This window comes from Nocardia sp. CA-120079, assembly GCF_050955745.1.
Classification (GTDB): Bacteria; Actinomycetota; Actinomycetes; order Mycobacteriales; family Mycobacteriaceae; genus Nocardia.
This window is the reverse complement of sequence record NZ_CP192088.1, coordinates 5,931,212-5,947,160: the sequence shown is the minus strand read 5'-3', so window position 1 is coordinate 5,947,160 and position 15,949 is coordinate 5,931,212. Positions and strand designations below refer to the sequence as shown.

Genomic DNA, 15,949 nt, shown 5'->3' with positions numbered 1-15,949 from the left:
CGGCTGCGGGGAACGTTGTTCAGTAAAGGGAGTCCGAGCGGATGGATCGCCGGAACAAGGTGATCAGCCGGCGCGGTGTGTTGTTGGCGGGCGGAGCCTCGATCGCGCTCACCGCAATGGCGCAGCCGACGCGGGCGGGCACGATCACGCGGAAGGTGTCAGCCGGTCCCGAGGAGCCCGGGAAGCGGGCTGACCTGGCGGAACAGGCGATCGTGCAGCGGCACGTGCGCGCGCTCTGGGGGCAGTCGGGAATGCGGTTGGGCGCGCTCGTCTGGCCGGCGTCCTTGCTGGATCAGTCGTTCGTGCGATGGTGTTACTGGTGGCAAGCCCACCTTCTCGACTGTGCGGTGGACGCCGCGTACCGCGCCCGCACTCCCGAACGAATCGACCGGGTCGTCGCCCTCGCACGAGGAATTCTGACCCGCAATCTCACCGGCTGGACCAACCGGTACTACGACGATATGTCGTGGCTGGTGCTGGCGCTCGAACGCGCCGACCGGCTGCTCGGTATCCGGTTCGGCAACGCCATCGGGGACTTGCGGGCCGCCTTGATCGAAGGCTGGAACCCGGCCGTCGGTGCGGTGCCCTGGCGGTCCGGTGACGATTTCTACAACACCCCGGCGATCGGTCCGACCGGTATCGCCATGGCACGTTTGGGCGAATTATCCCGCGCCCGGCAACTTGCCGATTTCCTGTTCACCCGATTGCGCGATACCGACAGCGGCCTGATCCTCGACGGCGTCCATGAGCCCGGCGGACGCGTGGACCGGACTGTTCACACCTACAGTCAGGGCGTGACCATCGGGCTGGAAACCGAGTTGGCAGTGCGCACAGGCGAATCGAGCCATCGCAGCCGCGTGGCGGCGATCGTCGCCGTAACCGAGGACCGCCTCACGGACGCAGGGGTGATCGCCGCGGCCTCCGGGAACGACTCGGGGCTGTTCATGGGTATCCTCGCCAGGTATCTCGCCGAAGCCGCACTGGCCTTGGACGACACCGCCGCCGCGAATATCGTGCACGCTTCCGCGCGGGCGGCCTGGGAAAATCGCGCCGAGGTGGACGGGCTACCCCTGTTCGGTCCGGACTGGACTCGCGCGGTCGCGGTGCCGGAGCCTCCGGGAACCCTTCCCCCGCTCACCCACTCGTCCGCCGCTTCGTCGGCGAACCTGAGCCGCGATCTCTCGGTACAGCTGAGCGGGTGGATGCTGCTCGAAGCGGATTACCAGCTCACCACAGCGGGCCGCTGAGCCCACGGCAACCCTGCGCCGACTGTAGAACTCACCCCGATAGCGTGATGTCACGCCACCGGGGATCGGCTCCGTCTGCGCCGTTCGTCCTTATCCGTCGGGTCGGCAGCCGCATCGCGGTATCCGTGGCGTGGGTGCAGCCGGATCTTGGACTCGCCCGACAGACCGGTGGCTTCATGTCGGTCGTGTCATCAGCTGAGCGAGTTGCTTCGCCTGCGATGTTCTCAGTCTCACTTCGACCCGTTCCGGCTGCCGGGGATCGGTCGTCGCCGGGTGGTAGGCGAAGCAGACTCGATCGGGTCGATCGAGTCCGAATTCGATTGCCGCCCATAGCGGATGCGTCATCGGCACATCGATGTGCTTGAACCGGCCCGCCCACACCAGCACCCGTCCGCCGACAGTGACCACGATCGCGCCCGAGACCTCCCGGCGCTCCCATTCCACGAGACGACCGGATGGCCGGAAACTGCGTCGGATGACCGAACCGCTCAGGCCCTCCTCGAAGAACACGATGCCGTCGGAGCCGTCCAGCGACGCACGCAGGTCCTCTGGTAACCGCCCCGACCCGAACAGCAAGCGCCGCAGGGCATTCACTGGTCCAGCTTAACCGAGCATCAGACGTCGGCTCTAGTCTTCTGCGGCAGGCATGCCGTTCAGCAGCGTGCGCACCATGGTGGGTACCTGGACGTCGAGTTCTGTGGGGATCGGCCGGTCGGCTGTGAGATATCGCCGCACCGCGGCGTAGGGCAGGTCGACGATGGTGAGAACGATTGTCGCCGTGGACAACCCGGTTTCGGCGCGTATCGAGTGGACGAGTCCGCGGATGGCGGCATCCCACCGGGCTGTTTCGGCGGCGCGCTCCGCACGCGCGGTGGCGGGCCAGCTCTGGGGAGCGAAGTGGTGGACACCTGCGAGCAGGACCTGGGCGTCGAGCGGGCTGCTCCGGCACCACTGCACGATGTGGCCTGTGATCGCGGCGGCGGCCTCGATCGGATCGTCCTCGTCGAACAGGACGTAGGCGTCGCGGTGCAGGTGCCCGATGGCCCTGTTCCATAGGGCGGCGAGCAATGAGGGCCGATCGGCGAAGCGATGGTAGACCGATCCGCTCGGTGCACCGGATTCCCGGATCACCCCGGACATCGTGACGCCGGCCGGACCCTGCGTAGCCAGCAGCCGCGCAGCGGCGTCGAGGATCGCCGCGGTGTCGTGTACGAATCTCACCACGCTGTAGAGATTACTCTCCAGAACTCGTTGTAGAGTGAGGTCTCTACAACGATGAGAGGCCGACCATGACCATCACCGCCGAAGACGTCTACCGACTGGCTCCGTTCGTCCGCACTCTCGGAGTGGAGTTCTCAGAACTCACCCCCGCCGCGGTCACGGCTCGCCTGACCCACACCGTCGAGCTGTCGACAACAGGGGGCGGCCTGCACGGCGGTGCCCTGATGGGGTTGGCCGATGCGGCTGCGGCGGTCTGTGCCGCACTCAATTTCGCCCCGGGGGCGCTGCCCGCGACGACCGATTCGACGACGCATTTCCTGCGTCCGGTCCGCGGCGCGGCGCATGCGGTCGCCGCGCCGGTGCGCGTCGGCCGCACCGCGGTGGTGGTGGGTGTGCAAATCGCGGACGAGTCCGGCGAGCTGTGCGCCCACGTGATCCAAACTGTGCAGACACGCGTTCCACACGCGGCCGCCTGAAGCCGAGAGATGAGCGGCGCACCCATGCCCAGGAGCAGGGCATGGGTCGCGCGCCGCTACTTCCGGCGACCGGCTCGCCTTTCGACCTGCGCGGTGTCAGGCGATGACAGGACACACCGCTGGCCCATCGTGGGTGCTGCCATCGATGCGCACCAAAGAGCCTGTCGCGCTGAGGGACTCGATCACCGGTCCGGTCAAGCGAGCGAGAATACCGCCACCAGAAAGTCGGAATCGTCGGTAAATGGACGCAGATCCCACGTCGACAGCCGCAAATCCACCGTGAGGCCGGCGTTCTCGGCGTCTGCCAGGAACTGCGGGAACTCGTAACCACGATCGGCGCCGAACCCCACGACCACCCGACCGGCCGGGGCGAGATGGCGGGCGAACCCGGCCAGCACCGCGTCCCGGGTGGACGGCGCCAGAAATGTCATCACGTTCCCCGCGCACACGATGACATCGAAGTCGCCGACGACCCCACGGCCCGGCAAGTCCAGCTCGGCGAGATCACCGACTATCCAGGTCGGCCCCGGATAGTCCTGCTCCGCGGCAGCGATCAACACCGGGTCGACGTCGACGCCGACCACGACGTGGCCGGCTCGGTGCAAGTAGGCACCCACACGCCCCGGACCGCACCCCGCATCCAGGACTCGGCCACCGCGGTCGAGCATCGCGTCGACCAGCCGCGCCTCCCCGACGATATCGGTGCCTTCGGCCGCCATTGCTCGGAACCGCTCCACGTACCACGTCGAATGCGCAGGGTCGGCAGCCGTGAGTTCTTCCCACTGGCTGGGGGTACGTCCGCTCATGGTCTGTTCCTCTTCTCTTCGGGCCGCCTCTGGTTCACTGTGCCACCGCCGTGCCGATAGTCAGCGCCCGGCCTGATGGGTGCCCGCCGCCGGTGTCGCCCGCCCATCGACACCGGATTTCAGGCGGATGACGACGCCCGAATTCGCACCCGCGATATCACACCGCAGTCCGATTCCGGGTCATACCAAGGGATTACATGGAATGAGAATCCGGCCGATAGCTTCGGTTCATCGAAATCGTCACCCCGCTCCGGACACACCGAGCTGCGGCCGCTGGATCAGATCTCCGATCGACATCAACGGGTCGGCATCGAAGACGGGCGGAGGTGGCATCTCCGACTCGGCTCTCAGGAAGATCTATGACGACACCGGCCTTTGCTACACAGTCATTTCCACAGTCATCGCGGCCAGGCGCCGGCGGTGATTACGCCCGTCTGCTGCGCCGGATCTCCGATGCGGGACTGATGAACCGGCGTCCCGTCTACTACGCCGTCCGGCTCAGCCTGGTCGGCATTGCGTTCGCGGCAGGCTGGGCGGCGTTCGTCCTCGTCGGTGACTCGTGGTGGACGCTCGTGGTCGCGGCGCTCATGGCCGTCACGTGCGCTCAGGTCGCACTCGTCATGCACGATGTCGCGCACCGCCAAGTCTTCCGGTTACGTCGGCCGACAGAGGTCGTGGGCCGACTGGTCGGCAACGCCGGCATAGGCCTGGCCTACGGCTGGTGGCAGGACAAGCACACCCGGCATCACGCCAATCCGAACCACGAGGAACTCGATCCCGATGTCGCACCCGACATTCTGGTGTGGTCACATCAGCAGGCGCGGGCCAGCCGTGGTCTGTCTCGTCTGATCGGGAGGGCGCAGGCATTCCTGTTCTTCCCCCTGCTGATGCTGGAGGGCCTGAACCTCCACGTGGCCGGCGTACGTGCGCTCAGAAATCGATCGGTCAAATACCGCGGAGTGGAGGGCGTGCTGCTCTTCGGCCACTTCGCCGCCTATCTGGCCGCGTTGTTCGCGGTCCTGCCCGCCGATAAAGCCTTCGCGTTCCTCGCTGTCCACCAGGCGCTGTTCGGCCTGTACATGGGCTGCATCTTCGCCCCGAACCACAAGGGCATGCCAACCCTGACCAGCGACGACCGCCCCGACTACTTGCGCAAGCAGGTGCTGACCTCCCGCAACGTGCGAGGTGGCGTGCTGACCGACCTCGCCCTCGGCGGGCTCAACTATCAGATCGAGCACCACTTGTTCCCGAGCATGCCGACGCCGAATCTGCGTCACGCCCAGGTGATCGTCCGCGACTACTGCGCCGAAATCGGCGTGCCCTACCACGAGACCGGGCTGATCTCCTCTTACCGCGAGGCGCTGCTGCACCTGCACCACGTCGGCGCGCCTCTGCGCACCACCGACCCACATCCGGTCGCCGGATGAACGTTTCCCGGGCGGGCCACGGCGAGAAGTACGCCGGGCCCAAGTGTCGCGCACGACAGCCCGAGCAGGCAGCAGCAAACCGGGACGGTGCGCAAGTACCAACAGCACAAGGAGATCTGGGTCGTTCTGAAGCCCCCGCGCTGCGGCGTTACGCGGCTTGTCGTGCCGGCCCGGCATCGACCGCGGTTATCCGGCCTCGCGGCAGGTGGAAGGCCGCCAGACACTATCGGACACCAGTACCCAGCGGCCGCGCCAGCGTGAGGCAGGCGGTGATAGCGGCAGCAAGCAACCATGTTGTCGCACATGCGTCTGCCAACGCGACAATGGCCGCGAGAGTCTGTAGCACGGCACACTGCTGCGTGGACAGCGCCGGATGACCGAGCCGTCGAACGGTGAGGTCCAGGTCACCGAATCTCCTTGTTTCACTGGGCATTACGTCACGTCCTTCGATCACGCCGCGCCCGCGCACAGCCGTAATGTCAGGTATAGCGGCGACATCGGCAGAAAAGACGGACACCGGATCAGGACGCTGCGGCTTCGGATGCGATCGAGCCCGGACGGAAAAATCCGGATCGACACGGACAACGACAGATAATGAACCGGTATCTTCCATCAGGGGGTTCACCGATGCCGTCCGCTCGATCCGGACCGGCCTACCGAAAGCTTCGCCCTGTCGCTCAGGGAATTACACCGCGCCGCGGGCCGTCCGAAATATCGAGTGCTCGCGGCTGCGATCAACGCGAGTAACGCCACCGTCTCCGCGATACTCAATGGCCACCGGTTCCCGTCCTGGGAGCAGACACGGGCATTCGTCGAAGCGTGCGGCGGCGATAGCTCGGAGTGGAAGCAGCGTTGGATGCGAGCAGACCGATCACGCGGCGTCGACAGTGCCAGTTTCAGCGGTCACGCGGCATACGCAGGTGCGACGTTGATGCCGGTATCCGACAGCGAGTTCTATACTGCGATGCTCGCCGAGGTACACCGGGCGCGCTACCGAATCATGACGAGCTACATCAGATTACGGCCAGCTGCCTACTTCCTCAGTTTCACCGATGCGAAGACCAGCCGCGCGGCCGCCGCATACTTCAACGCCATCGTCGCGTGGTCGGAGGCACCGGGCCGACGCTCCGTGCGCCGGGTCATCGCCACACCCAATGAAGAGATGATGGCGTGGGCCCAACAATTGGCGAAGGCAGCAGCTGAGCATCCGAACTACCGCATCCGGGTGATCGACTGGCCGCTGGCGGCCGATGCGGTCAACTTCGCCATCTTCGACGACACCGTCGCCTTCCTCGCCTTCACCACCGGAACCACTCAGCAGCTGAGTGGATTCCGCATCGACGAACCGACATTCGTTCGAGGCGCGATCGGGCATTTCGAACAACTGTGGCTGGCCGGACGCGAACTCGAATGATGCCGCTCCACGATCACGGCTGCTAACCTCGGCAACGGGCGCCGGTACTGACCCGGCGGGGAGGGGACTCCGCAATGTCTGGGTCGCATCACCGCGCACTATCGCGACGAATCCGGGCGGTGCTCGCATTACCCGTGGTCGCCGTGTTGCTCACCACCGGCTGCGGCACCAGCACCGATTCCCATCGGGCACAGGTGATTCACGACTTCACCGAGAAAGGGTTCGGCGCCCTGGACCCAAAGTGGAGCAGATTGCGGTCATGTCTCGATCTCGATTCGGTCGATATCGAGTGCGACGAGAATCGGAAAGGGAAGAGTTCGGCCGCCGGGGCGTCGTGGGCGCACTCGTCGACAGGTGGGAAAGACGAGTCCGGCGAAGCGTCGGTGGTCGTCGCAGTAGTGGGCGGCGTGCGCCCACCCGCCGATCGGGTGGGCAATGTAGTCGTGGCGGCGGATGAGGCCGGCAGCGTCGACGTAGAAGGTCTGGTGCTGGGAGTGGGTGTGGAGGCCCGGCGGGAAGCCGACCTCGAGGCGTCGCCACCGCTCGCCGGCTTCCGACCAGGTATCGCCTTCGGTGATGGTGACTCCTGCACGCGTCAGAAGTATGGGTGTCGATAGGTAGTTCCAAAATGCGTATCCGGCGAAGTACGCGGCGTCGAGAGCGTCCCAGTGGAGGTTGCGCCGCAATCCGCTGAGCCCGGCGAAGACGGCGCGGGCGTTACGCCGGGCGTTGGTCACTTCGCCATCGCGGGTCTCGATCCGTACGTCGCCTCGATCGAACACCGCTTGCTGGTCGGGTTGTGGGAAGCCGTGAAAGACGGCCTGCTGTTGTGCCAACTGCACCCGCACAGTCAGGTTGGCCATTCGGTTTCCGGGAAAGCGTGATCGAAGGAGGCCGCCGAATCTCCCGTGGGCGGTGAGGGCGTTCACGGCTCGCCACTGTTCGAGGCCGCCATAGGCGGTGAGGACCTCATCGAGCAGCTCGCTCATCTCGACGCTCCTGCCAGCACCGTGCTGAGGACGCGCGGATCGCCGTGGACGCTCGCCAGGGACAGCGCTTCGTCGATGGTGATCGCGCCGGCGGCGAGTCCCAGGACCACTTCCGGCTCTGTTTCGAGGATCGTGTCGGGGTGCCGGTCGGGTTGGAGAATCACGTGGGGGCCGTCGGTGTCGATCCGCACGGTCATGAATAGACCGGCAACCTCGATGCCCAGCTCGGCCGGAGGCTCTGCGGTCCTTCCGCGGAGCAGCGCCGGGAGTGCGACAGCAAGCCAGCGAGGCTGAAAGGCGTCGCCGCCTGGACCGCTGACCATCAACGGGAAACTCCAGCGGATGAGCGTCTCAATCGTTTCACGCAGCTCACCACCCCACGGTGTCAGGGCGTACACCACGCCACTGGTCGTGCCCAGCCGCCGCTCGATGACGCCGCAGGACTCCAAGCTCCTCAGGCGGTCGGCGAGCAGATTGGTGGCAATCCCATCCAGCGACGCCACGAGTTCGCCGTAACGCATCGGTCCGGGTATCAGCTCGCGCACGATCAGGAGGCTCCAGCGATCACCCACCACGTCGAGCGAGCGCGCCAGACCGCAGAACTGCCCGTAGGAGCGAGTCGGCATATGCTTGACCTCCTCAAGAATGCTTGATTTTATCAAGTGCCAGTATCGCACGTTTCTCTCATGAGAGGGTCCTCATGTCCGTCTCCGGTACCCCAGCCCCTGCTACCTCGCCGGTCTCACCGGCGCTCGCCGCCCTGCGCGCCGCAGGGGAAAGCAGCGACGCCGATTTGGTCGCCGAGTTCTTGGCGCCCGATATCGTCTTTCACTCACCGCTCACCGCGCGACTGCGGTTCGAGGGCAAGGAGGAGGTCGTGGCTCTGCACCGCGACATTTTCGCCGTCCTCGACGACCTCACCACCACTGAGCCACTCGTGCTCGGCGATACGGGATCGTTCTCGTTCCACGCACGCGTGCGCGGGGTGGAACTGGAGGCTATGAATCTGGTGCGCTGCAACGGAAAGGAACAGATCGTCGACTACAAGGTTTTCGTCCGTCCACTACCGGGCCTCGTAACCCTGTTCGCGACGCTCCCGCCGCGGGTTTCGGCAAGGCGTCGCGGACGCCTGACCGGCGCGCTCGTGGCATCCCTCGCTCGCCCCCTCGCCTTCGCGCTGCGCACCGCCGACCTCTTTGCGCCCAGATTCCTCTAGCCGGCACTGCAGCAACCTATCCAGACGAGGCACCAGCAGGCAGATCGCGGATCAGCACGTCGAATGTGGGTGCGTCGGGCCAGCTCGGTCTTGTGATCCCGGCGCGGGTCCAACCCCAGTTTCGATATGCCCGGTAGGCGCGCTCGTTGTCCGGCTCCACCAAGAGTGTCGAGCGTCGCTCGGGTCGACTGTTCAGCAGCGCGTCGTGCAGGGCTCGGGCCAGGCCTCGGCCGGTGTTGTTTGCGCACACCATGATCTCCGATAGCGCGAAGGTGCGGGTGCCGTCTTCGGCGGTGAAGGCGTCGCGGTTGACGATCGTGTTGTCTGGTCGAAAGTTATTCCACCAGGCGGCATTCGGGCTGAGTGTCCATCCCCAGGTTTGTCCGGCTGGTTGGCCGTCGAGGTATGCGATGACCATCGCGAATACGTCGCGGCGCGTTGGGGCGGTGTAGGAGTCGAAGCGATGCATGAACTGGTCCGGCGAGTCGAACGGGTCGCCGGACGCGATGGCGTCCACATAGGACCGGCGGTAGATGTCGGCCACGGTCGCGCGGAGCTCGCGGGCCTGCGCGGCATCGAGGTGCTGGAATACGACTGCGTCGGGCGGTTTCATGCATTGATCGCCTTCTGCGCGAGGGTGTCGAATCGTTGGCCGAACTCCGCTCCCATGGACAAACCGGCGGTTGCGCGCCGGACAGGTACGAGGACCCTTACGGTGCGTGGTGACGAAACCGCATTGTCCAGATGCTCAATTACGGGCATCGCTTCGGCCACTGCGCCTGCGATGTCCCCGGTCGCGGCCCGCGCCGATGCCAACCATGCCCGTGCATTTACCGAATTCCGAACGGACGCTTGGTCGTTCACGGCGGTCTCCAGCAGATCAACCGCCCTCGTGAGGTCACCGACCCGTCCATATCCGCGTGCCTCATGGCCGCGGACCTCGGCGTGGCCGACGAACTGGAGCCAAGCGGGGCACTCTTCGATGGGCTCGTGATCGATTGCCTGGTCTACCTCCCGCCACGCAGTAGCAATCGCACGCCCGAACGCGTTTCGATCCCCGAGCAGGCCCACAGCCTGCGCCTGCCGGATTGCGATCAGGGCGTGGATCCGCCCAGGTGGTCTGCCCCGCATGAGATCTCGCGCTCGATCGACCAGCTTCAACGCATGGTGCGGGCTTGCCTGTCCCATCTGGGTGAGCGCGATCGACTGGTTCGCCGCATATAAGCACGTGTGTGTGGTCAGATCGGCGTTATCTGCCTGACTCGCCAGCGCCATGGCATCGGAGAAGCAGCGCCGCGCTAGCGGATGCATGTCCGCGTCGAATGCCAGCCACGCCGTCATTACCGCAAGTTCGCCGGTCGCACTGGCGAATGCGTCGCCTGTGGCTGCATCGAACGCGCATGTTTCCAGCTGGTTCTTGGCGCGGGCAAGCCCTTCCACGGCGTAGCTCACCAGGGGTGCCCCACCGGCTCGCTGATCCTCACCCACCAGTTGGTCGACGCGGTCGAGCAGTCGCCGGGCATCGGACATGCCGAGTCGGTCTCCGTGGAGATCCCACGAGTTCAGAACCACAGCGGCACCTGTAGCCGCAGCCAACTTGCCGAACTCCCGCCGTTTCACGTCACCATCGACTTCCCACGCATAGACACCGAGCGACCCGCCAGACCGATCGGTCGAGGCGTCGGCCGCATACACGCCAGGATGCACCGAAACTGTCGAACGCGCTTCGGTGACGGCCGCCCAAAACCGTTCGGCCTGGTCGTCGTTCAGCCGCGCGAGTTCGGTGTCGAGGTCTAGTGCGGACTTGCCACGGACTGGACGGGTGTCGAGCGCGCGCTCCCATTTCCGCACGGTCACCGGCTGGTAGCCGAGTTGCTCCGCGAACGCTTCCTGGGTGAGTCGCAGAGCGGCAATGCGAAGAGCCTTGACTTCAATACCGGTCCAATTGGTAACGATCATGGCCACCCCTGTTTCGCGTCGACAACGCTCGATATCGGAAGCGTATTACTTGCGTGCGGTTTTGTGGCTGGGATCGAAGTGGCTGTTCGGCGACGCTTTATGGGCATCCGAGGTCGGGTGCGTCGACCGAAGCCAAGGGGAGGGATCATGACGAATTCGAAACTGCCGCAGCGGTATCCGATTGTCGGGCCGCCAGGCGCGTACAGCGGTGCTACGGCCGATGTGGTTGAGCGGTTCGCGGATGCCGTTCGCGAGTGGGCTGGGCAGTCCGGGCGAACGGAGCGCCGAGGTATCGAGTCGACGGCAGCTGCGAATCGTGGGGCGGTGTGATGCGACGAGATCGGTTGCGTACCACGCAAACTCGGGACGGTCGCAAGGTTGCTGGGTGGCAGTTGGTCGGCTGCTCCGCGCGGGTGTTGCGCGTGCAGTTCATTTCGGAGTCGTTCGCAGCGTATTGCTTGCCGTCGCGCGCGCCGCTGACGGGAGTGCAACCCGGAACGATCGTGTTCGATCCGTATCCCGATTTGGCCGCCGCTCGGGAATTGCTGCCCAAGCACAGTGATCTGTGGGACGTGCTTCGAGACGACTACTGGGCGGCGCTCATGAATTCGAAGGCCCTGCCGAACTCATTGGAGGCGTAGGGCAGATGTCCGAGATCCCTCGGGGCGAGATCGCTCCGGCTGTGCGCGCATTGCTCGCCGCTTTTCACGAAGAAACCCATTTAAAGCTCGACCTCGCCCCCGTCGACAGCATGCCGATCTACGAGAGCACGGCCGATGGCTGGTTGTGTCGAGTCGGCGAAGACGGCTGGCTCCTGAATGCCGACTCGGACGAGAGCGACGCCATCGGGGGCGATTCGGGCAGGGTGCATGACGCAGATACCTGAGCGAGCGTTCAGCTGTCGTCTACGCCGCCGGGCTAAGTTCGTGCCGAACTGGTCTCCCTCAGCCGTGTTCGGAACGTGCGACTGGGCGGCTCGCCGTCGGGAAGTTGTCTTTGATCCAGAACATCCCGCGGCCCGACTCCGCGGGGGCGCGGACCTCGCGTGGTGCGACCCGGTCGAGCCGGTATCCGAGTCGGCGGGGGACCGCGGCGCTGCGGATATTGGCTTCGTCGCAATGGATTTCGACGTGGTCGATGCCGGGTAGGTCTAACGCGATTCGGGTCAGCGCGGCGGCGGAGCGGGTGATTATTCCTCGGCCGGTATGCGCGACATGGCACCAGTACCCGATTTCCAGTGTGCGCGGGCCGACGCGGTCGTGGATTCCGATCGCACCGAGTAGGGTCCCGTCGCCGTCGAAGATGCCGTAGTTGCAGCTTCCGTCGGGGCTCGGCCAGCTCGTCGCCATCGCGTCGCCGAAGGCACGGTGCTGTTCGAGTGTCATGGGTTCGGCCAGCCAGTCCATCCATGGATGGAGGTGGTCGAAGGAGGCGGTGACCGCGTCGAATCGCGGCATCAGATCCTCGGGCCGCCAACGGCGCAGCAGCAGATCGCCCAGGTTGATCTGTTGAGGCGGCGCGATTCCGGACGCAAGCGCGGCGGGCTGCTCGGTGTCCATCCTGGGATGTTGGCAGCTGATCCGACGTGGAGCAACGCAATAACGGGCTGGTCGAGATTCCCAGGATCGATGCCTAGTTCTTCGGCGAAAGCCCCAGATGCTTGACGTAGCGGTGGGCAGGAACCGACACGGGGCCATCGGGTCCAGGTGCTCGGTGACTGAACAGCCCCTCATCGACCCATCCGTTCCGGGCGTAGAAGGCGCGGGCGCGGGTGTTGCCCGCAACCACGGCCAACCAGGCGCGGGAATGACCGCCGGCATGAATGCGCTGCTCGGCGGCACCGAGCAGGGATGCGGCGACTCCGGTGCCGCGGTGGTGCCGGGATAGGTAGACCTGGTCGACTTCGTCATCGAGGGTCATGACGAAACCGGCTACGTGGTCGGCGACGATCGCGACAACGGTGTCGTCGATGCGCTCCGCGGCGCGCGTGCCGAACGATTCCTGAGGGCGGACGGCGACGAGCTCGTCGGGGACATTGCCGAGGTGGGCGTCGCGCCAGCCTTCGTACCAGATGGTCGCGATGGATTCGGCGTCCTCGGAACGGGCGGGGCGCAGGTGTGGAGAATCGGTCATCAACGCAATGTAGCCCCGTTGGGTTGACATGAACCCTGGTTGAGGTTGAAGGCTGGAGACATGAATCGACCGCCTGAATTCTGGAATGCCGTCTATGACAACGGGTCCGCTCCGTGGGTGATCGGGGAGCCGCAGCCCGCAGTGCTCGAGCTGATCGAGCAGGGGTGGATTCGGGGTGCGGTACTCGATGTGGGGTGTGGTGCCGGTGAGCACACCATTCGGCTGACCGAGCTCGGCCATGACGTGCTCGGGGTGGATCTCGCGCCGAGTGCGATCGCATATGCCAGGGCCAATGCGCGCGAGCACGGTGTGGCCGCGCGGTTCGAGGTGGCCGATGCGCTGAATCTGGGGGACGAGCCGCGCTACGACACCATTCTCGACAGTGCGCTGTTCCATGTCTTCGCCCACGACAACGGCGATCCGACCGACTATCTCCGCAGCCTGCACCGGGTCCTGAAGCCCGGCGGGTACCTCCACATCCTCGCGCTGTCGGATGCCGAACCCGGCTTCGGTCCGCGCATCAGCCGCTCCGCGATCTCCAACCCGTTCGGCGCTGGCTGGGATTTGGAAGAACTGAAGCCCGCACGGTATCGCGGACGCGTCAGCGAGGCGGTCGTCGAGGCACAAGAGCTCGGCCTTGTCCCCGGCAGCATTGTCGATGAGGCAGCCTGGCTCGCCCGCGTTCGCCGTTCCTAGCGCCGCGCAAACACCCTGCCTGATGGACTGTGCATCGGGTCGCGGCACTGCCTGCCGTGATCCGATCGCCAATGGAAAGGGTCATTCGTCATGACATACACCCGTACCGGATTCGTGCGAACCGCTGTTGCACTCGGCGGTCTGCTCGCGGCGGGGGCGCTACTGGTTCCTGGAACCGCTTCGGCGCAACCGGGCATCGGCGGCGGACTGATCGAGACGACATGCAGCTTCGCGCAGGTGGACGCGGCCATTCACGCCGAGGCGCCCAAGCTCGCCGAACGCCTGGACAGTCATCCCGATCGCAAGGCGAAGTTGCAGGAATTCCTCGGGCTGCCGGTCGAGCAGCGCAAGCAGCGCGCCCAGCAGTGGATCGATAACCACCCGAATGCGCGGACCAAGATCGAGGAGAAGCGCAATTCGCCCGAGGGCCAGCAGAAGATCGACAAGCTGCGCCAGATCGCGAACACCTGCCACAACTACTGAGTCGAACGCGGGCGGCGCTATCCGGCGTCGCCCGTTCGATTTTCGATGGTGACCGTGACGGTGAGTCCGCCCTCGGGCCGCGCGGTCGCCCGGACCTCGCCACCGTGTGCGTGCGCGACCGATCGCACGATCGATAGACCCAGCCCCGCGCCCCGGCTGTTCGGTGCGTGCGCCGATTCGGCGACCCGTTCGCCGGAGGGCAGTCTGCGGAACGGTTCGAAGAGTCCGTCGACTTCGAAGGCAGGCACGATCGGGCCGGTATTCTCGACAACGAGCTGGGCATTGCCCCCGTTGCTCACCGATCTGATCGAGACCCAACCTTTTTCGCCGACGTTGTAGCGAATCGCGTTGTCCACCAGGTTCTGTGCCAGACGTTCCAGCAATACCGGATCACCGGAGACCGGAGCCGCCTCGATATCGGTGCGGATCTCGATACCGGCCCGGTCGGCGGCATCACCCGCCACAGTGACCACCCGACGGACCACCTCGGCCAGATCGACCCGACTGCGCTCGATGAGCCGCTGCTCACTGCTCGCGAGCACCAGCAATCCGTCGATCAGCCGCTCGTGCCGATTGTTGACCTCCAAAAGCGTTGCTCCGAGCCGACGCGTGGATTCGGGTGCGTCGGGATCGTCCAGCGCCACTTCGATCAACGTGCGATTGATGGTCAAGGGTGTGCGCAGTTCATGTGAGGCATTGGCGACGAAGCGCCGCTGACCGTCGAAGGCGCGATCCAACCGTTCCAGCATGGCATCGAAAGTGTCTGCCAGATCCTTGATTTCGTCCTCGGGTCCGGTCAGCGCGATCCGCTCGTGCAGGCTGCGATCGGCCACCCGGCGCGCGGTCGCGGTGATCTGCTGCAGCGGATGCAAGGCCCGCCCGGCCAGCAGCCAACCCAGTCCGCCCGCGACGATCCCGATCGCACCCAGGCAAACCAGCGACCAGACGAGCATCGCCTCCAAGGTGTCGCGGCGCTCCTTCGCGGCCTGCGCGGTCAGCGCCGTGTACAACTCCTCGGTGACGATCGGGCGATTCCGCTTGGCCAGGTACTCGCGCACGAGGATCTGCGCACCCATCCCGTGTCGCCGATCCAGCGACCGGTCGAGGTAGAAGTACATCAGCGCAACCAGAATCGCCCCGGCGATGAAGAACGCGCCCGCGTACAGCAGGGTGAGCCGGAGCCGAATGGTGCGGCCCCTCACCGGATGCGGTACCCCACGCCCGCCTCGGTCTCGATCACCGGCGGATCGCCCAATTTCCGGCGCACCATCATGATCGTGTAGCGCACCACCCCCGTGAACGGATCGATGTTCTCGTCCCATGCCTTCTCCAATAACTGCTCCGCCGACACCACTCCGCCGTCGGCACGCAATAATTCGGCCAGTACCGCGAACTCCTTGCGCGACAATGAAACCGGCTCGCCGTCGCGGGTGACCGTCAGCCGATGCGGGTCGAGCCGAATCCCGGCCCGCTCCAGTACCAACGGGGTCGCCGGCCGCGCGCGCCGCCCCAGCGCCTGAATGCGGGCCACCAATTCGGCGAATGCGAACGGTTTGGTCAGGTAGTCGTCGGCGCCGAGACCGAGCCCCGCTACTCGCTCGGCCACCGCCGCGGCGGCCGTCAGCATCAGAATCCTGGCGTCGCTGCCTGCCTCGGTGAGCGAGGTGCAGACGATATCCCCGGATATCGTCGGTAGATCGCGATCCAACACGATCACGTCATAGTCGTTCACGCCGACCCGCTCCAGCGCGTCCGCGCCGTCGTACACCACATCGACCGCCATCGCATGCCGCCGCAGCCCATCGGCTATCGCGTCGGCCAGCAACTGCTCGTCCTCGACCACCAGTACCCGCACCCGACCATCGTGCCTGTTGTCGCTGTT

Annotated in this window: 21 protein-coding genes and 1 pseudogene; 10 read left to right on the top strand and 12 right to left on the bottom strand. The window is 65.6% G+C overall.

Annotation, left to right across the window (positions count from 1 at the left end; genetic code table 11):
• Positions 1-41 precede the first annotated feature (41 nt).
• The gene (locus ACQPYR_RS27510) at positions 42-1,247 is read left to right on the top strand and encodes a glycoside hydrolase family 76 protein (protein WP_433621839.1); all 1,206 of its coding nucleotides are present in this window, start codon (positions 42-44) and stop codon (positions 1,245-1,247) included.
• Between the two features lie 174 nt (positions 1,248-1,421).
• On the opposite strand, the gene ACQPYR_RS27505 is transcribed toward ACQPYR_RS27510, so the two are convergent.
• Together ACQPYR_RS27505 and ACQPYR_RS27500 are read right to left on the bottom strand one after the other, a co-directional pair.
• Entirely contained in the window at positions 1,422-1,841 is a 420-nt protein-coding gene (locus ACQPYR_RS27505; RefSeq protein ID WP_433621838.1) for a hypothetical protein, read from the bottom strand.
• A gap of 33 nt (positions 1,842-1,874) precedes the next feature.
• Entirely contained in the window at positions 1,875-2,471 is a 597-nt protein-coding gene (locus ACQPYR_RS27500) for a TetR/AcrR family transcriptional regulator (protein WP_433621837.1), read from the bottom strand.
• A 65-nt stretch (positions 2,472-2,536) separates the two neighbouring features.
• Here ACQPYR_RS27500 and ACQPYR_RS27495 point away from each other — a divergent pair, with 65 nt between their 5' ends.
• Entirely contained in the window at positions 2,537-2,944 is a 408-nt protein-coding gene (locus ACQPYR_RS27495) for a PaaI family thioesterase (RefSeq protein WP_433621836.1), read from the top strand.
• Positions 2,945-3,138: 194 nt separating this feature from the next.
• Here ACQPYR_RS27495 and ACQPYR_RS27490 read toward each other — a convergent pair whose 3' ends face one another.
• Positions 3,139-3,750 carry a class I SAM-dependent methyltransferase gene (locus ACQPYR_RS27490; protein ID WP_433621835.1) on the bottom strand — a complete coding sequence of 204 codons (612 nt, stop codon included), beginning with the start codon at positions 3,748-3,750 and terminating at the stop codon, positions 3,139-3,141.
• Between the two features lie 359 nt (positions 3,751-4,109).
• On the opposite strand from ACQPYR_RS27490, the gene ACQPYR_RS27485 reads away from it, so the two are divergent.
• Positions 4,110-5,177 (top strand): fatty acid desaturase family protein, encoded by a 1,068-nt coding sequence (locus ACQPYR_RS27485; protein WP_433621834.1) that lies wholly within the window; start codon positions 4,110-4,112, stop codon positions 5,175-5,177.
• Positions 5,178-5,400: 223 nt separating this feature from the next.
• On the opposite strand, the gene ACQPYR_RS27480 is transcribed toward ACQPYR_RS27485, so the two are convergent.
• On the bottom strand, positions 5,401-5,790 hold the full coding sequence (locus ACQPYR_RS27480; protein WP_433621833.1) for a hypothetical protein: 390 nt from the start codon (positions 5,788-5,790) through the stop codon (positions 5,401-5,403).
• On the opposite strand from ACQPYR_RS27480, the pseudogene ACQPYR_RS27475 reads away from it, so the two are divergent.
• A pseudogene (locus ACQPYR_RS27475) lies at positions 5,782-6,006 on the top strand (helix-turn-helix domain-containing protein); the annotation flags it as partial. The gene ACQPYR_RS27480 and the pseudogene ACQPYR_RS27475 overlap by 9 nt on opposite strands.
• A gap of 27 nt (positions 6,007-6,033) precedes the next feature.
• On the top strand, positions 6,034-6,591 hold the full coding sequence (locus ACQPYR_RS27470) for a hypothetical protein (RefSeq protein WP_433621832.1): 558 nt from the start codon (positions 6,034-6,036) through the stop codon (positions 6,589-6,591).
• Between the two features lie 257 nt (positions 6,592-6,848).
• On the opposite strand, the gene ACQPYR_RS27465 is transcribed toward ACQPYR_RS27470, so the two are convergent.
• Both ACQPYR_RS27465 and ACQPYR_RS27460 read right to left on the bottom strand, forming a co-directional pair.
• On the bottom strand, positions 6,849-7,580 hold the full coding sequence (locus ACQPYR_RS27465) for a hypothetical protein (protein WP_433621831.1): 732 nt from the start codon (positions 7,578-7,580) through the stop codon (positions 6,849-6,851).
• Positions 7,577-8,206, bottom strand: coding sequence for a winged helix-turn-helix transcriptional regulator (locus ACQPYR_RS27460; protein WP_433621830.1), 630 nt, complete (start codon positions 8,204-8,206; stop codon positions 7,577-7,579). The genes ACQPYR_RS27465 and ACQPYR_RS27460 overlap by 4 nt, the downstream gene beginning before the upstream one ends.
• 74 nt (positions 8,207-8,280) lie before the next feature.
• Here ACQPYR_RS27460 and ACQPYR_RS27455 point away from each other — a divergent pair, with 74 nt between their 5' ends.
• A complete protein-coding gene (locus ACQPYR_RS27455; protein WP_433621829.1) occupies positions 8,281-8,796 on the top strand; it encodes a nuclear transport factor 2 family protein in 516 nt (171 codons plus the stop codon).
• A gap of 16 nt (positions 8,797-8,812) precedes the next feature.
• On the opposite strand, the gene ACQPYR_RS27450 is transcribed toward ACQPYR_RS27455, so the two are convergent.
• Positions 8,813-9,409: a GNAT family N-acetyltransferase gene (locus ACQPYR_RS27450; protein WP_433621828.1), complete on the bottom strand. Its 597-nt coding sequence runs from the start codon at positions 9,407-9,409 to the stop codon at positions 8,813-8,815.
• On the bottom strand, positions 9,406-10,755 hold the full coding sequence (locus ACQPYR_RS27445) for a hypothetical protein (RefSeq protein ID WP_433621827.1): 1,350 nt from the start codon (positions 10,753-10,755) through the stop codon (positions 9,406-9,408). The genes ACQPYR_RS27450 and ACQPYR_RS27445 overlap by 4 nt, the downstream gene beginning before the upstream one ends.
• A gap of 344 nt (positions 10,756-11,099) precedes the next feature.
• Here ACQPYR_RS27445 and ACQPYR_RS27440 point away from each other — a divergent pair, with 344 nt between their 5' ends.
• On the top strand, positions 11,100-11,396 hold the full coding sequence (locus tag ACQPYR_RS27440; RefSeq protein WP_433621826.1) for a hypothetical protein: 297 nt from the start codon (positions 11,100-11,102) through the stop codon (positions 11,394-11,396).
• 5 nt (positions 11,397-11,401) lie between these two features.
• Positions 11,402-11,641 (top strand): hypothetical protein, encoded by a 240-nt coding sequence (locus ACQPYR_RS27435; protein ID WP_433621825.1) that lies wholly within the window; start codon positions 11,402-11,404, stop codon positions 11,639-11,641.
• Between the two features lie 58 nt (positions 11,642-11,699).
• Here ACQPYR_RS27435 and ACQPYR_RS27430 read toward each other — a convergent pair whose 3' ends face one another.
• Positions 11,700-12,314, bottom strand: a complete 615-nt coding sequence (locus ACQPYR_RS27430) for a GNAT family N-acetyltransferase (RefSeq protein ID WP_433621824.1) — start codon at positions 12,312-12,314, stop codon at positions 11,700-11,702.
• 73 nt (positions 12,315-12,387) lie between these two features.
• Positions 12,388-12,888, bottom strand: coding sequence for a GNAT family N-acetyltransferase (locus ACQPYR_RS27425; protein ID WP_433621823.1), 501 nt, complete (start codon positions 12,886-12,888; stop codon positions 12,388-12,390).
• 60 nt (positions 12,889-12,948) lie between these two features.
• Between ACQPYR_RS27425 and ACQPYR_RS27420 the strand changes: the two genes are divergently transcribed.
• Both ACQPYR_RS27420 and ACQPYR_RS27415 read left to right on the top strand, forming a co-directional pair.
• The gene (locus ACQPYR_RS27420; protein WP_433621822.1) at positions 12,949-13,584 is read left to right on the top strand and encodes a class I SAM-dependent methyltransferase; all 636 of its coding nucleotides are present in this window, start codon (positions 12,949-12,951) and stop codon (positions 13,582-13,584) included.
• Positions 13,585-13,674: 90 nt separating this feature from the next.
• Positions 13,675-14,067, top strand: a complete 393-nt coding sequence (locus ACQPYR_RS27415; protein WP_051182880.1) for a hemophore-related protein — start codon at positions 13,675-13,677, stop codon at positions 14,065-14,067.
• A 17-nt stretch (positions 14,068-14,084) separates the two neighbouring features.
• Here ACQPYR_RS27415 and ACQPYR_RS27410 read toward each other — a convergent pair whose 3' ends face one another.
• Together ACQPYR_RS27410 and ACQPYR_RS27405 are read right to left on the bottom strand one after the other, a co-directional pair.
• Positions 14,085-15,269, bottom strand: coding sequence for a sensor histidine kinase (locus ACQPYR_RS27410; protein ID WP_433621821.1), 1,185 nt, complete (start codon positions 15,267-15,269; stop codon positions 14,085-14,087).
• Positions 15,266-15,922 (bottom strand): response regulator transcription factor, encoded by a 657-nt coding sequence (locus ACQPYR_RS27405; protein ID WP_433621820.1) that lies wholly within the window; start codon positions 15,920-15,922, stop codon positions 15,266-15,268. Before ACQPYR_RS27405 ends, ACQPYR_RS27410 begins: the two co-directional genes overlap by 4 nt.
• Positions 15,923-15,949: the final 27 nt, after the last annotated feature.